This is a genomic window from Pseudomonas sp. PF05 (genome assembly GCF_056521845.1).
This window is the reverse complement of record NZ_JBWLPW010000026.1, coordinates 1-13276: the sequence shown is the minus strand read 5'-3', so window position 1 is coordinate 13276 and position 13276 is coordinate 1. Positions and strand designations below refer to the sequence as shown.

9 protein-coding genes, 4 tRNA genes and 1 pseudogene are annotated in these 13276 nt (G+C 61.0%); 5 read left to right on the top strand and 9 right to left on the bottom strand.

What is annotated here, in order from left to right:
• The first annotated feature begins 42 nt into the window (after positions 1-42).
• On the top strand, positions 43-1341 hold the full coding sequence (locus AC09SL_RS27575; protein ID WP_058542674.1) for an NAD(P)/FAD-dependent oxidoreductase: 1299 nt from the start codon (positions 43-45) through the stop codon (positions 1339-1341).
• Between the two features lie 112 nt (positions 1342-1453).
• Here the strand turns inward: AC09SL_RS27575 and AC09SL_RS27570 are convergent, their stop codons facing one another.
• The 9 genes and pseudogenes from AC09SL_RS27570 to rluD form a co-directional block, all read right to left on the bottom strand.
• Positions 1454-2317 (bottom strand): methyl-accepting chemotaxis protein, encoded by an 864-nt coding sequence (locus AC09SL_RS27570; protein WP_419555169.1) that lies wholly within the window; start codon positions 2315-2317, stop codon positions 1454-1456.
• A pseudogene (locus AC09SL_RS27565) lies at positions 2309-3079 on the bottom strand (MCP four helix bundle domain-containing protein); the annotation flags it as partial. The pseudogene AC09SL_RS27565 and the gene AC09SL_RS27570, both read right to left, overlap by 9 nt.
• Positions 3080-3225: 146 nt before the next feature.
• Positions 3226-3302 (bottom strand) — tRNA-Pro (locus AC09SL_RS27560).
• A 93-nt stretch (positions 3303-3395) separates the two neighbouring features.
• Positions 3396-3471 (bottom strand) — tRNA-Lys (locus tag AC09SL_RS27555).
• 5 nt (positions 3472-3476) lie between these two features.
• Positions 3477-3553 (bottom strand) — tRNA-Pro (locus tag AC09SL_RS27550).
• A gap of 7 nt (positions 3554-3560) precedes the next feature.
• Positions 3561-3636: transfer RNA gene (locus AC09SL_RS27545), tRNA-Asn, on the bottom strand.
• Positions 3637-4088: 452 nt separating this feature from the next.
• Positions 4089-6653 carry an ATP-dependent chaperone ClpB gene (clpB, locus tag AC09SL_RS27540; protein WP_053125348.1) on the bottom strand — a complete coding sequence of 855 codons (2565 nt, stop codon included), beginning with the start codon at positions 6651-6653 and terminating at the stop codon, positions 4089-4091.
• A 130-nt stretch (positions 6654-6783) separates the two neighbouring features.
• Positions 6784-7509 (bottom strand): peptidoglycan editing factor PgeF, encoded by a 726-nt coding sequence (gene pgeF, locus AC09SL_RS27535; protein ID WP_058546853.1) that lies wholly within the window; start codon positions 7507-7509, stop codon positions 6784-6786.
• A complete protein-coding gene (gene rluD / locus AC09SL_RS27530) occupies positions 7506-8468 on the bottom strand; it encodes a 23S rRNA pseudouridine(1911/1915/1917) synthase RluD (RefSeq protein ID WP_003205696.1) in 963 nt (320 codons plus the stop codon). The genes pgeF and rluD overlap by 4 nt, the downstream gene beginning before the upstream one ends.
• 150 nt (positions 8469-8618) lie before the next feature.
• Here rluD and AC09SL_RS27525 point away from each other — a divergent pair, with 150 nt between their 5' ends.
• The 4 genes from AC09SL_RS27525 to AC09SL_RS27510 all read left to right on the top strand — a co-directional run bounded on the left by AC09SL_RS27525 (position 8619) and on the right by AC09SL_RS27510 (position 12920).
• Positions 8619-9635 (top strand): outer membrane protein assembly factor BamD, encoded by a 1017-nt coding sequence (locus AC09SL_RS27525; protein WP_058546854.1) that lies wholly within the window; start codon positions 8619-8621, stop codon positions 9633-9635.
• A gap of 126 nt (positions 9636-9761) precedes the next feature.
• On the top strand, positions 9762-9998 hold the full coding sequence (locus tag AC09SL_RS27520; protein ID WP_058546855.1) for a PP0621 family protein: 237 nt from the start codon (positions 9762-9764) through the stop codon (positions 9996-9998).
• Positions 9988-11577, top strand: coding sequence for a two-component system sensor histidine kinase NtrB (locus AC09SL_RS27515; protein WP_058546856.1), 1590 nt, complete (start codon positions 9988-9990; stop codon positions 11575-11577). The genes AC09SL_RS27520 and AC09SL_RS27515 overlap by 11 nt, the downstream gene beginning before the upstream one ends.
• Positions 11574-12920, top strand: coding sequence for a sigma-54-dependent transcriptional regulator (locus AC09SL_RS27510; protein ID WP_058546857.1), 1347 nt, complete (start codon positions 11574-11576; stop codon positions 12918-12920). The genes AC09SL_RS27515 and AC09SL_RS27510 overlap by 4 nt, the downstream gene beginning before the upstream one ends.
• Positions 12921-13276 lie beyond the last annotated feature (356 nt).

Genomic DNA, 13276 nt, shown 5'->3' with positions numbered 1-13276 from the left:
GGGTAACGGCACCGATTTCCTTTAGCCTTGCGAGATATCCCCATGACTCATCGTATTGTCATCGTTGGCGGCGGCGCCGGCGGTCTGGAGTTGGCTACCCGTCTGGGTAAGACTCTGGGCAAGCGCGGCACGGCCAGTGTGATGCTGGTCGACGCGAACCTGACCCACATCTGGAAACCGCTGCTGCACGAAGTGGCCGCCGGCTCCCTGAACTCCTCCGAAGACGAACTCAACTATGTCGCCCAGGCAAAATGGAACCACTTCGAGTTCCAACTGGGGCGCATGAGCGGCCTGGATCGCGAGCGCAAGAGAATCCAGCTGGCCGCCACCTATGACGAGGCCGGCGTCGAGCTATTGCCGGCCCGGGAACTGGGTTACGACTCCCTGGTGATTGCCGTTGGCAGCACCACCAACGACTTCGGCACCGAAGGCGCAGCGCAGCATTGCCTGTTCCTCGACACCCGCAAACAGGCCGAGCGCTTCCATCAGCAATTGCTCCACCACTATCTGCGGGCCCACGCCGGGCAGACGGATATCGTCGAGCGCATCAGCGTCGCCATCGTCGGCGCCGGTGCGACCGGGGTCGAACTGGCCGCCGAGCTGCACAATGCCGCCCACGAACTGCACGCCTACGGCCTGGACCGGATCAAACCGGAGAACATGCACATCACCCTGATCGAGGCGGGCCCACGCGTCTTGCCAGCCCTGCCGGAGCGTATCGGCGCACCGGTGCACAAGACCCTGGAAAAACTCGGGGTCAACGTCATGACCAACGCCGCCGTCAGCCAGGTGACCGCCGACAGCCTGATTACCGCGGACGGCAAAGTGATCGACGCGAGCCTGAAAGTCTGGGCCGCCGGGATTCGCGCCCCGGACTTCCTCAAGGACATCGACGGGCTGGAGACCAACCGGATCAACCAGTTGCATGTGCTGCCCACTCTGCAGACCACCCGCGACGAGAACATCTTCGCCTTCGGTGACTGCGCCGCCTGCCCGCAACCCGGCAGCGAGCGCAACGTACCGCCCCGTGCCCAGGCCGCGCACCAGCAAGCCTCGCTGCTGGCCAAATCCTTGAAACTGCGGATCGAGGGCAAGGCCCTGCCCGAATACAAATACACCGACTACGGCTCGCTGATCTCGCTGTCGCGGTTCTCGGCAGTGGGCAACCTGATGGGTAACCTGACCGGCAGCGTGATGCTCGAAGGCTGGCTGGCGCGGATGTTCTACGTCTCGCTGTACCGCATGCACCAGATGGCGCTGTACGGCATGTTCCGCACGGCCATGCTGATGCTGGGCAGCAAGATCGGGCGTGGGACAGAGCCTCGGCTGAAGCTGCACTGAGTCAGCAGCACTGATATTGAATGAGCCACCCTCATCGCGAGCGAGCTCGCGATGAGGGCAGCACAGTTAATACTCAAACTCGGGCAAGACCTCTGTCCGAGCTATCCATCGATCAAACCTGAAACCGCTGCACCATCGTGCGCAACGAATTCGCCAGTTGCGACAACTCATGACTGGACGCGCTGGTCTGGTTCGCACCCGTGGCCGAGCGCACGGACAAATCACGAATATTCACCAGGTTGCGATCCACCTCACGGGCCACTTGTGCCTGTTCTTCGGCGGCGCTGGCAATCACCAGGTTACGCTCGTGAATCTCGCTGACCGACGCCGTGATGGTCTGCAGCGCCTCCCCCGCCCGCTCTGCCATTGCCAGGGTACTGGCGGCGCGACTGGAGCTGGCCTGCATGGAATCCAGCGCTTGGGTGGCACCGCTGCGCATGCCCTGGACCATCTGTTCGATTTCCTGGGTCGACTGCTGCGTGCGATAAGCCAGCGCCCGCACTTCATCGGCCACCACCGCAAACCCACGCCCGCTCTCACCCGCACGGGCCGCTTCGATGGCCGCGTTGAGGGCCAGCAGATTGGTCTGCTCGGCAATGGCGCGGATCACGTCCAACACCTTGCCAATATCCTGCGATTGGTTGGCCAGGGATTGCACCAGGCCACCGGTCACCTGCACATCGCTGGCGAGGGCGCCGATGGCCTCGACCGTGTCGCTGACCCGCTGCTGACCAAGGGACGCCGATTCACTGGACTGGCGCGTGGCATCGGAGGTGGAAACCGCATTGCGCGCCACCTCCTCCACGGCGGTGGTCATTTCGGTGACGGCGGTGGCCGCCTGTTCAATTTCGTTGTTCTGTTGTTGCAGGCTGTGCGTGCTGTCGAGCGTGACAGCGTTCAGCTCATCGGCTGCGGTGGCCAGTTGCGCGGCCGAACCGCTGATGCCCTGCAACGTCTCACGCAGATTTTGCTGCATGGCCGCCAACGCCTTGAGCAAGCGGCTCACTTCATCGTTGCCATGGGTCTCGATCGGACGGGTCAGGTCACCTTTAGCCACGCTCTCTGCGGCACTCAGCGCCTCGCCCAAAGGTTTGACGATGCTGCGGGTAAGCAGCATGGCCAGGGCAACCGTAGCCAGGGCGGCGAGCACAACGAACAGGCTGACGATCATCCGGGAATTGGTGTAGTGGGCCTGGGACTTCTGACTCTCGATGGAGACCTGCTTGGAAAACAGCTCCGCCAGGTCGTTGAGCTGTTTGCCAGAACCGTCCACCACGGTCTTCATGTCTACCAGCAGCAGCTTGATCAGCTCGTCCCGACGCCCCTGCTCCGCCAGGGTGAAGGATTGCGCGATACCTGTACGGTAAGCGGCAAAGGTCTGCTTGAACTGGTCATAAAGCGCCTTGCCTTCAGGCGTCACGACGAGTTTTTCGTAGGCAGCGATTTTTTCGCCCAGCTCCTTGTCGCGCGTGTCCATCTGCCCGCGATACACCGCAATGTTCTTCGGGTCCTGGTCCAGGGCCATGCGCAGGGAAATGGTACGGATCCGCAACATCCACTCGCGGATCTCATCACCGCCGCGAATGCTCGGCAGCCACTGGGTTTGCACCGCGACTTCACTGTCACGAATACTCGACATCTGTCCCAGCGCGAACACCCCGAGCAGCGCCACCAGCACGGCGATCAAGGCAAAACCCAACGCGGCACGAAGGGCGATATTCAGCTGACGAAGAACCATGGGGAATGCCTTTTTATTGTTGGCCTGAAGTGGGGGCCAGGCCCCTGTCGGCGGGTTATCGGCAAGTTGTACGATGTCTTAAGTCCAATCCACTTTATCGCAGGCAAAAAAAATCCCCGTATCTTTCGATACGAGGATTTTTAATATGGTCGGGGTAAGGGGATTCGAACTCCTGACATCCTGCTCCCAAAGCAGGCGCGCTACCGGACTGCGCTATACCCCGGTAAAAAAAAGGCGACCTTCGCAAGTCGCCTTCTCGATCAGCGCTTTTGGCCTCTGATCTTAAGATTCGATTCCAGCGAACTGGTTTCAAAAATGGTGGGTCGTGTGGGATTCGAACCTACGACCAATTGGTTAAAAGCCAACTGCTCTACCAACTGAGCTAACGACCCAAAAATGGTCGGGGTAAGGGGATTCGAACTCCTGACATCCTGCTCCCAAAGCAGGCGCGCTACCGGACTGCGCTATACCCCGATTGAAATGGCTCCGTGACCAGGACTCGAACCTGGGACCCAATGATTAACAGTCATTTGCTCTACCGACTGAGCTATCACGGAACTGATATTTCAAGTTACTGCAATTTTGAAGCTACAACGTTGAAGCTAGCTTCAACCTCTTCTACCCTTACGCATCGCTGCGTTCGTGTGTCTGAGGCGCGCTATTCTACAATCTTCAAAACCTCTGTCAACCCCTTAAATTGCTTTCAAGACAATGATTTGCAACTTATTTTGGATTCCTTCTCAGCGAGAAGTAACCCTTGGGGTGACTGACTGCGGGGCGCACTTTACAAGCCTTTTCCTTTGAGTTCAACGGCCTGATGAAAAAAATGGCCTCGCAACACAAACACGCCCTGTGACAAACGATGGACTGTGTAGGAGCTGACGAAGGCTGCGACCTTTTGATCTTCCCCTTGAGACTCAAGTGTCTGGGGAAAGATCGCAGCCTCGCTGCACTCGACAGCTCCTACGGCGCGCTCCAGGGCGAGCTTGCTCTCGCCACAAAAGCCCGCTCAGTTGAAGACGATTTCGTCGTTCTCCACTGTACCGGTCACGGTTTCGCCCGGCATGAAGCGACCCGACAGGATCAACTGCGCCAGCGGGTTTTCGATCCAGCGCTGGATCGCCCGCTTCAGCGGTCGTGCGCCATAGACCGGGTCGTAACCCACCGCAATCAGCTTGTCCAACGCCTCATCGCTCAATTGCAGTTTCAGCTCACGTTCGGTGAGGCGACTGCGCAGGCGACCCAACTGGATCTCGGTAATGCCGGCAATCTGATCACGGGCCAACGGCTCGAAGATCACCACTTCGTCGACCCGGTTGATGAACTCCGGCCGGAAGTGGGTGGAGATCGCATCCATCACCGCTGCGCGTTGCGCCTCGCGGTCACCCACCAGTTCCTGGATCTGCGTCGAGCCCAGGTTGGAAGTCATCACGATCACCGTGTTGCGGAAGTCCACCGTGCGCCCGTGGCTGTCGGTCAGGCGACCATCCTCCAGCACCTGCAGCAGGATGTTGAACACATCCGGGTGCGCCTTCTCGACCTCATCGAGCAGGATCACCGAGTACGGCTTGCGACGCACGGCCTCGGTCAGGTAACCGCCTTCTTCATAACCGACATAACCCGGTGGCGCACCGATCAGCCGTGCCACGGAATGTTTCTCCATGAACTCGGACATGTCGATACGCACCATGGCCTCTTCCGTATCGAAGAGGAACTCGGCCAGCGCCTTGCACAGTTCGGTTTTACCGACCCCGGTCGGGCCGAGGAACATGAACGAACCGCTCGGACGGTTGGGATCCGACAGCCCGGCACGAGAGCGGCGCACGGCATTGGACACCGCCACCACCGCCTCTTCCTGGCCGATCACACGCTGGTGCAGCAGGCTTTCCATCTTCAGCAGCTTGTCACGCTCGCCTTCGAGCATTTTCGAGACAGGAATGCCGGTCCATTTGGAGACCACTTCGGCAATCTCTTCCTCAGTGACCTTGCTGCGCAGCAACTGGTTTTCGCTCTTGCCGTGCTGGTCGACCATCTGCAGGCTGCGCTCCAGATCCGGGATCACCCCATACTGCAGCTCGGCCATGCGGTTGAGGTCGCCTTTGCGGCGAGCCGCTTCCAGCTCCTGGCGGGACTGTTCGATCTTTTGCTGGATCTGCGCCGAGCCCTGGACTTCGGCTTTCTCCGAGTTCCAGATTTCCTCGAGGTCGGAATATTCACGCTCGTGACGAACGATTTCTTCCTGCAACCTTTCCAGACGTTTCTTCGCCGCTTCGTCGCTTTCTTTCTTCAGGGCCTGGGATTCGACCTTGAGTTGAATCAGGCGCCGCTCCAACCGATCCAGCACTTCGGGCTTGGAGTCGATTTCCATGCGGATGCGACTGGCCGCCTCGTCGATCAGGTCGATGGCCTTGTCCGGCAACTGACGGTCGGTGATGTAGCGGTGGCTGAGCTTGGCCGCCGCGATAATCGCGCCATCGGTGATCGCCACCTTGTGGTGAACTTCGTAGCGTTCTTTAAGGCCGCGCAAGATGGCGATGGTGTCTTCCTCGCTCGGTTCTTCCACCAGCACTTTCTGGAAGCGCCGCTCAAGGGCTGCGTCCTTCTCTATATATTGGCGGTACTCGTTGAGCGTGGTCGCGCCGACGCAGTGCAACTCGCCACGGGCCAACGCGGGCTTGAGCATGTTGCCGGCGTCCATCGAGCCTTCGCCCTTGCCCGCGCCGACCATGGTGTGCAGTTCGTCGATGAACAGGATGATCTGCCCTTCCTGCTTGGACAGCTCATTGAGCAGGGCCTTGAGGCGTTCTTCGAACTCGCCACGGTATTTGGCACCGGCGATCAACGCCCCCATGTCCAGGGACAACAGGCGCTTGCCCTTGAGGCCGTCCGGCACTTCACCGTTGATGATGCGCTGGGCCAGGCCCTCGGCGATGGCGGTTTTACCCACGCCAGGCTCACCGATCAGTACCGGGTTGTTCTTGGTGCGGCGTTGCAGCACCTGGATTGTGCGGCGGATTTCATCGTCGCGACCGATCACCGGGTCGAGCTTGCCTTCCTCGGCGCGCTTGGTCAGGTCGACGGTGTATTTGTCCAGCGCCTGGCGCGACTCTTCGTGGTTGGCGTCGTTGACCGCTTCGCCGCCACGCAGGTTGTTGATGGCATTTTCCAGGGCTTTCTTGCTCACGCCTTGGCCGAGCAGCAATTTGCCGAGCTTGCTGTTCTCGTCCATGGCGGCGAGCAGCACCAGCTCGCTGGAAATGAACTGGTCGCCCTTCTGCTGGGCCAGGCGATCGGCCTGGTTGAGCAGCCGCGCCAGGTCCTGGGACATGTTCACGTCACCGGTGGGGTTCTGGATCTTGGGTAACTGGTCGAGCTCCTTGGCCAGTTCTTTGCGCAGGCTGTTGACGTCAAAGCCGACCTGCATCAGCAGGGGCTTTATGGAACCGCCCTGCTGTTCGAGCATGGCCTGCATCAAGTGCGCCGGTTCGATACCGGGATGGTCCAGGCCGACGGCCAGGGACTGGGCATCGGACAGGGCCAACTGTAATTTGCTGGTTAAACGATCAATACGCATGGGTCACCTTCCTAATGAGCAGGCCGGACCTTGGAAACATCCTGAATGAAGAAACCTGCCAGATACCGTTATAGATGTGGTCGATTCTGGAAGATTCAAGCCGGGCGCCCTTGATACAGATCAGAGAAGTCTAGCGTTCGATCCAGATCAGTGAGGCGAAGCGACCGGTGCGCGGGTTGCGGCGGTAGGAAAAGAAACGTGGGTCGGTCACAGTGCACAGACCGCCACCGTAGACGGCCGTAACACCGCGTGCGGCCAGGCGCAGCCGTGCCAACGCGTAGATATCGGCCAGGAACTTGCCGGCGTTGGGGCTCGCGACAAAGGCTTGTGCCGCCTGGGGCAGTTGCGCGATGAAGGCTTCACGCACTTCCGGCCCGACTTCGAACGCATGCGGACCGATGGCCGGGCCGAGCCAGGCGAGGATTTCATCCGCAGGCACGGCAAGGCTGTCGAGGGAGGCTTCCAGCACGCCGTTCGCCAGCCCGCGCCAGCCGGCATGGGCCGCCGCAACGCGGGTGCCGGCACGGTTGCAGAACAACACAGGCAGGCAGTCCGCCGTCATCGCCGTGCAGGCGATACCCGGTGTGTCGGTCCAACTGGCATCGGCGGTCGCCACCTGGGCCGGGTCAGCCTCGACCACGGCAATGCCGTGGACCTGCTGCAGCCAGGCCGGGGTGATGGCGAATTGATCGGTGAGGCGACGACGGTTTTCGGCGACGGCCACAGGATCGTCGCCCACATGGTCGCCCAGGTTGAGGCTGTCGAACGGCGCCAGACTGACGCCACCCGCACGGGTCGTGATGCAGGCCTTGACCCGGGCCGGCGCGGGCCAGTCGGGTATCAGCCAGTCATTCATCCGATGAACGCCTCGCGGTCCTGCTTGAGCAACGTCAGCAGCCAGACGAAGTCATCCGGCAGCGGCGACTCCCAGCTCATGCGCTTGCCGGTCGTCGGGTGATCCAGCTCCAGGAAACGTGCATGCAGCGCCTGGCGCGGGAAATTCTTCAGCGACTCGACCATGGTCTGGCTGGCAGCCGGCGGAATGCGGAAACGACCGCCGTACGCCGGGTCGCCCACCAACGGGAAGTTGATGTGGGCCATGTGCACACGGATCTGGTGGGTCCGGCCGGTTTCCAGCTTGACCCGCACATGGGTGTGGGAACGGAAACGCTCCAGCACGCGATAATGGCTGACTGCCTGCTTGCCGCCCTCCATCACCGCCATGCGCTGGCGCTGTTGGCCGTGCCGACCGATGGGGGCGTTGATCTTGCCACCGGCGGTGACGACCCCGATCACGATGCATTCATAGATGCGGCTGACGCTACGGCTTTGCAGCTGTGTGACCAGCTGTGTCTGCGCCTGGATGGTCTTGGCCACCACCATCAGACCGGTGGTGTCCTTGTCCAGGCGATGGACGATGCCGGCACGCGGCACATTGATAATGTCCGGAACGTGGTGCAGCAAGGCATTGAGCAAGGTGCCATCAGCATGGCCGGCGGCCGGGTGCACCACCAGGCCCGCAGGCTTGTTGATCACCAGGATGTCATCGTCTTCGTAGACGATATCCAGGGCGATGTCCTGGGCGACCCATTCTCCCTGGGCCTCCTGTTCGGCAGTCAGCTCGAGAATGGCACCGCCGTGGACGATGTCGCGCGGGCGGATCACCGCCCCATCCACAGTCAGGCGGCCGTCCTTGATCCAGGCGGAAAGGCGCGAGCGAGAGTGCTCGGCAAAGAGTTGTGCGGCGACTTGATCGAGGCGTTGGCCGCCCAATTCGGACGGCACCTCTGCGCGAAGTTCTATTTTATCGGACATGCTCGGACTGGGCGTCGGCACAGCCTTTGGTTTCGGCTGCGCGCTTGTGGTTAAATACGGCGTCTTTTGCCCCGAGGCTTTCAACGGGGCGCTCATCATAACAGGACGGCCCCGCCCAAGACAGCGGCCGTCATAGGGACGCAAGCCGCCATGCAAGTGAAACACCTGCTGCTGATCGCCATCCTCGCATTGACTGCTGCTTGCTCGTCGAAGGAAGTCGTAGACGAAAACCTGAGCGAAGTCGAACTGTACCAACAGGCGCAGAACGACCTGGATAACAACAGCTATACCAGCGCCACCGCCAAGCTGAAGGCGCTGGAGTCGCGGTATCCGTTCGGTCGCTACGCCGATCAGGCCCAATTGGAGCTGATCTACGCCAACTACAAGAACGCCGAGCCGGAAGCCGCCAAGTCCGCCGCCGAGCGTTTCATTCGCCTGCACCCGCAGCACCCGAATGTCGATTACGCCTATTACCTCAAGGGCCTGACCTCCTTCGACCAGGACGTTGGCCTGCTGGCGCGCTTCCTGCCGCTGGACATGACCAAGCGTGACCCGGGCGCCGCGCGCGACTCCTACAATGAGTTCGCCCAGCTGACCAGCCGCTTCCCCAACAGCCGCTACTCGCCGGACGCCAAGCAGCGCATGATCTACCTGCGCAACCTGCTGGCGTCCTACGAAATCCATGTGGCCGACTACTACCTGACTCGCCAGGCCTACGTCGCCGCCGCCAACCGCGGTCGCTACGTGGTGGAAAACTTCCAGGAAACCCCTTCGGTGGGTGATGGCCTGGCCGTGATGACCGAAGCCTACCAGCGCCTGCACCTGGACGACCTGGCGGCCACCAGCCTGGAAACCCTCAAGCTGAACTACCCGGATCACCCTTCCCTGGTCGATGGCCAGTTCACCCCACGGGTCGACGAAGCGGACAACCGTTCGTGGCTGAGCAAGGCAACCCTGGGCCTGATCGAGTCCCGTCCACCCCTGCCGCCAGGCGAGACACGCGCCAACCAGGACGTACAGCGCCAGTTCCAGGATGCCAAGGAAGCCATTCCGAACGAGCTCAAGCCCAAGGACGAAAATGGCGACGTGATCGAAGAAGAAGAGCCTGAGAACGAGTCCAGCGACCGCTCTTGGTTCAGCTACATGACTTTCGGCCTGTTCGACTGAGGCTAAGTCCTCGCAAAAAAAGGGAGACCCGGCGGTCTCCCTTTTTTGTGCCTGGGTTTTATTGCGCTGTGCGCCGTTCCTGTCCTTGGCTAAACTGCCTGATCACTCGCCAAAAAGCCGCCCATCATGCTTCGTTTATTGATCTTGTTCGCCGTCGTCGCCTCAGCTATCTGGATCTTTCGCGGGGTGAAGAAGACCAGCGCCCGTGCATCCCGTCCTACCCAGGAACAGGACGCACCGCCGATGGTTCGCTGCGCCCATTGCGGCGTACACCTGCCCCGTGACCGGGCGCTGCCCCTCGAACAACAATGGTATTGCAGCCAGGCTCACCTCGAGCAAGGCCCGGGCAGTCGTGATCGCTGAGGCCTCGAGCCCACGCGAAAAACAGGCGCAGCGCCTGCTGCGCCTCTATCACCTGTATCGCCTGAGCATCGGCATCACCCTGGTGCTACTGATCTCCAGCAAGCTGGACAACCGCCTGTTGGAGTTCGCCAATGACGACCTGCTGCGCAGTGGCAGTTGGTTGTACCTGGTGCTGAACATCCTGCTGGTGGTGTTCCTTGAGAATACTCGCCGCCCCGCCCGGCTGTTCGGCCTGGCACTCACCGATGTGCTGCTGCTCTCGTGGCTGTTCTTCGCCGCAGGTGGTGTGCCCAGCGCCATCGGCAATCTGCTCATTGTCTCGGTAGCCATCGGCAATACGCTGTTGCGAAGCCGGGTCGGCCTATTGATCGCCGCTGTCGCCACGATCGGTATCGTCGGGTCGACTTTTTTCCTCGGCCTGAGCGACTCGAACCGTCCCAGCAGTTATCTGCAAGCCGGCACCCTGGGGGCACTGTGTTTTGCCGCCGCCCTGCTGGTACAAGGCCTGACCCGGCGACTGGAAGCCAGTGAAACCCTGGCCGAGCGACGGGCCAGCGAGGTGATCGGCCTCGAAGCGCTCAACGCACTGATCCTGCAACGCATGCGCACCGGCATCCTGGTGCTCGACCGCGAGCGGCGCGTGCAACTGGCCAACGAAAGCGCCCTGAATCTGCTGGGCATGCACGACCTGGTTGGCCAGCGGATCGATGATTATTGCACCGCCCTGGTCGAACGCCTGCAATTGTGGCTGAACAACCCCAGCCTGCGTCCCCCCAGCCTGACCGTGACCGGCACAGGCCTGACCCTGCAACCGAGCTTCATCGCCTTGGGGCACTACGATCAGCAACAGTTCCTGGTCTTCCTTGAAGACCTGGCCCAGGTTGCCCAACAGGCCCAGCAACTGAAACTCGCCTCCCTCGGGCGCCTCACCGCTGGCATTGCCCATGAAATCCGCAACCCTTTGGGCGCCATCAGCCATGCAGCGCAATTACTGCGCGAATCCGAGGAACTGAACAACGCTGATCGGCGTCTGACGCAGATTATTCAAGATCACTCCCAACGAATGAATCGCGTCATTGAAAACGTCCTGCAACTGTCCCGCCGCCAGCAGACCACGCCGCAACGCCTGGACCTGCGGGCCTGGCTCGAACAGTTCGTCCGTCAGGCCCGCGAAAGCATGGCCGAGCACCAACACTTGCACCTGAGCATCGACCCGGGGCAATACACCACGCTGATGGACCCCGACCAGTTGACCCAGGTACTCGACAACCTGCTGCGCAACGCCTGGCGCCACAGCGCCATGGCCCACGAACAGGCCGAGGCCTGGCTGAAACTGTTCATCGACCCCCACAGCCAGCTGTCCACGCTGGACATCATCGACAACGGCCCCGGTGTAACACCCGAGCAGCAGGCGCATTTGTTCGAACCCTTCTTTACCACCAGCAGCCAGGGCACCGGCCTTGGGCTCTATCTGTCCCGTGAGCTGTGCGAAAGCAACCAGGCCCGCCTAGACTTCAAACCACGCCAAGGCGGCGGTTGCTTTCGCATCACCTTTGCTCACGGACGGAAACAGATTTGAATAATCGCTCACGGCAACGAATCCTGATCGTCGATGACGAACCGGACATCCGCGAACTCCTGGACATCACCCTGGGCCGGATGAAACTCGACACCCGCAGCGCCAAGAACCTTACCGAGGCCCAAACCCTGCTGGCGGACGAAGCCTTCGACCTGTGCCTGACCGACATGCGCCTGCCCGATGGCACCGGCCTGGAACTGGTGCAGCACATTCAGCAACGTTACCCCCAACTGCCCGTGGCGATGATCACCGCCTATGGCAGCCTGGACACCGCCATCGACGCCCTCAAGGCCGGCGCCTTCGACTTCCTGACCAAACCGGTCGACCTGGGCCGGCTGCGGGAGCTGGTCACCAGTGCCCTGCGCCTGCCATCGGTTGGCGTTCCGGCAAGCACCCTCGAGCGTTGCCTGCTGGGCGACTCCCCTCCAATGCGCAGCGTGCGCAAACAGATTGAAAAACTCGCTCGCAGCCAGGCACCGGTGTACATCAGTGGGGAGTCAGGTTGCGGCAAGGAACTGGTCGCCCGACTGATCCACGAACAGGGCCCCCGCTCCACCCAAGGGTTTGTGCCTGTCAATTGTGGGGCGATTCCCACGGAGCTGATGGAAAGCGAGTTTTTCGGCCATCGAAAAGGCAGCTTCAGCGGCGCCATCGAAGACAAGCCCGGGCTGTTCCAGGCCGCCCACGGCGGGACGCTGTTCCTCGACGAGGTGGCCGACCTGCCCCTGGCGATGCAGGTCAAACTGTTGCGGGCGATCCAGGAAAAAGCCGTGCGCGCCGTTGGCGGCCAGCAGGAAGAAGTGGTGGATGTGCGAATACTCTGTGCCACCCACAAGGACCTGGACGGCGAAGTGGCCGCCGGGCGCTTTCGCCAGGATTTGTATTACCGACTGAACGTCATCGAACTGCGCGTGCCGCCCCTGCGCGAACGCCGCGAAGACATCGAGCTGCTGGCCAACCACATGCTCCAGCGCCTGGCAGCCAATACCGGCAGTCCACCGGTCAGATTGCATCCACAGGCGTTGGACGCTCTCAAGAATTACCGCTTCCCGGGCAATGTGCGGGAATTGGAGAACATGCTCGAACGGGCCTATACCCTTTGCGAACAGCAGCAGATCGAAGCGGATGACCTGCGCCTGGCCGAGGGCAGTAGTGCTAGCGAGGCGGGCAACCCCGATTTGATGCAGGTCGACAACCTGGAGGATTACCTGGAAGACGTCGAGCGCAAGCTCATCCTCCAGGCATTGGAGGAAACCCGCTGGAACCGCACGGCGGCGGCGCAGCGGTTGAAATTGTCGTTTCGGTCGATGCGGTATCGGTTGAAGAAGCTTGGGCTGGATTGAGCCAAGGTTCTGTAGGAGCTGCCGAAGGCTGCGATCTTTTGATCTTTTGATCTTTTGATCTTTCGCTTGAGACTCAAGCGTCGGGAAAAGGTCAGCCAGAGTTCTTCCCACCCGGCAACCGCCAGAATTCGTCGGAAAATTCTTTTTGAATCAGAATTTTGTCCGACCATTCCCACAAAGCCTGGTTGGCTGTGAGGGTGGTGTGTATATCCATTTTTGCGGTTACGGCCACTTAGGGTTTCGCCCTGACGGCGAGTCACTTTCGAAAAGCGCGAAAGTAACCAAAGCGCTCATGCCCCACCACTCGGTGCCTCGCCTAGGCTCGGCATGCCCGAACGAAGGCATTGCTCCGTGGG

Coding starts and splice junctions, on each gene's coding strand:
- AC09SL_RS27525 (WP_058546854.1), top strand. CDS start 8,619: ATGCAAGTGAAACACCTGCTGCTGATCGCCATCCTCGCATTGACTGCT.
- AC09SL_RS27520 (WP_058546855.1), top strand. CDS start 9,762: ATGCTTCGTTTATTGATCTTGTTCGCCGTCGTCGCCTCAGCTATCTGG.
- pgeF (WP_058546853.1), bottom strand. CDS start 7,509: ATGAATGACTGGCTGATACCCGACTGGCCCGCGCCGGCCCGGGTCAAG.
- AC09SL_RS27570 (WP_419555169.1), bottom strand. CDS start 2,317: ATGCAGCAAAATCTGCGTGAGACGTTGCAGGGCATCAGCGGTTCGGCC.
- rluD (WP_003205696.1), bottom strand. CDS start 8,468: ATGTCCGATAAAATAGAACTTCGCGCAGAGGTGCCGTCCGAATTGGGC.
- AC09SL_RS27575 (WP_058542674.1), top strand. CDS start 43: ATGACTCATCGTATTGTCATCGTTGGCGGCGGCGCCGGCGGTCTGGAG.
- clpB (WP_053125348.1), bottom strand. CDS start 6,653: ATGCGTATTGATCGTTTAACCAGCAAATTACAGTTGGCCCTGTCCGAT.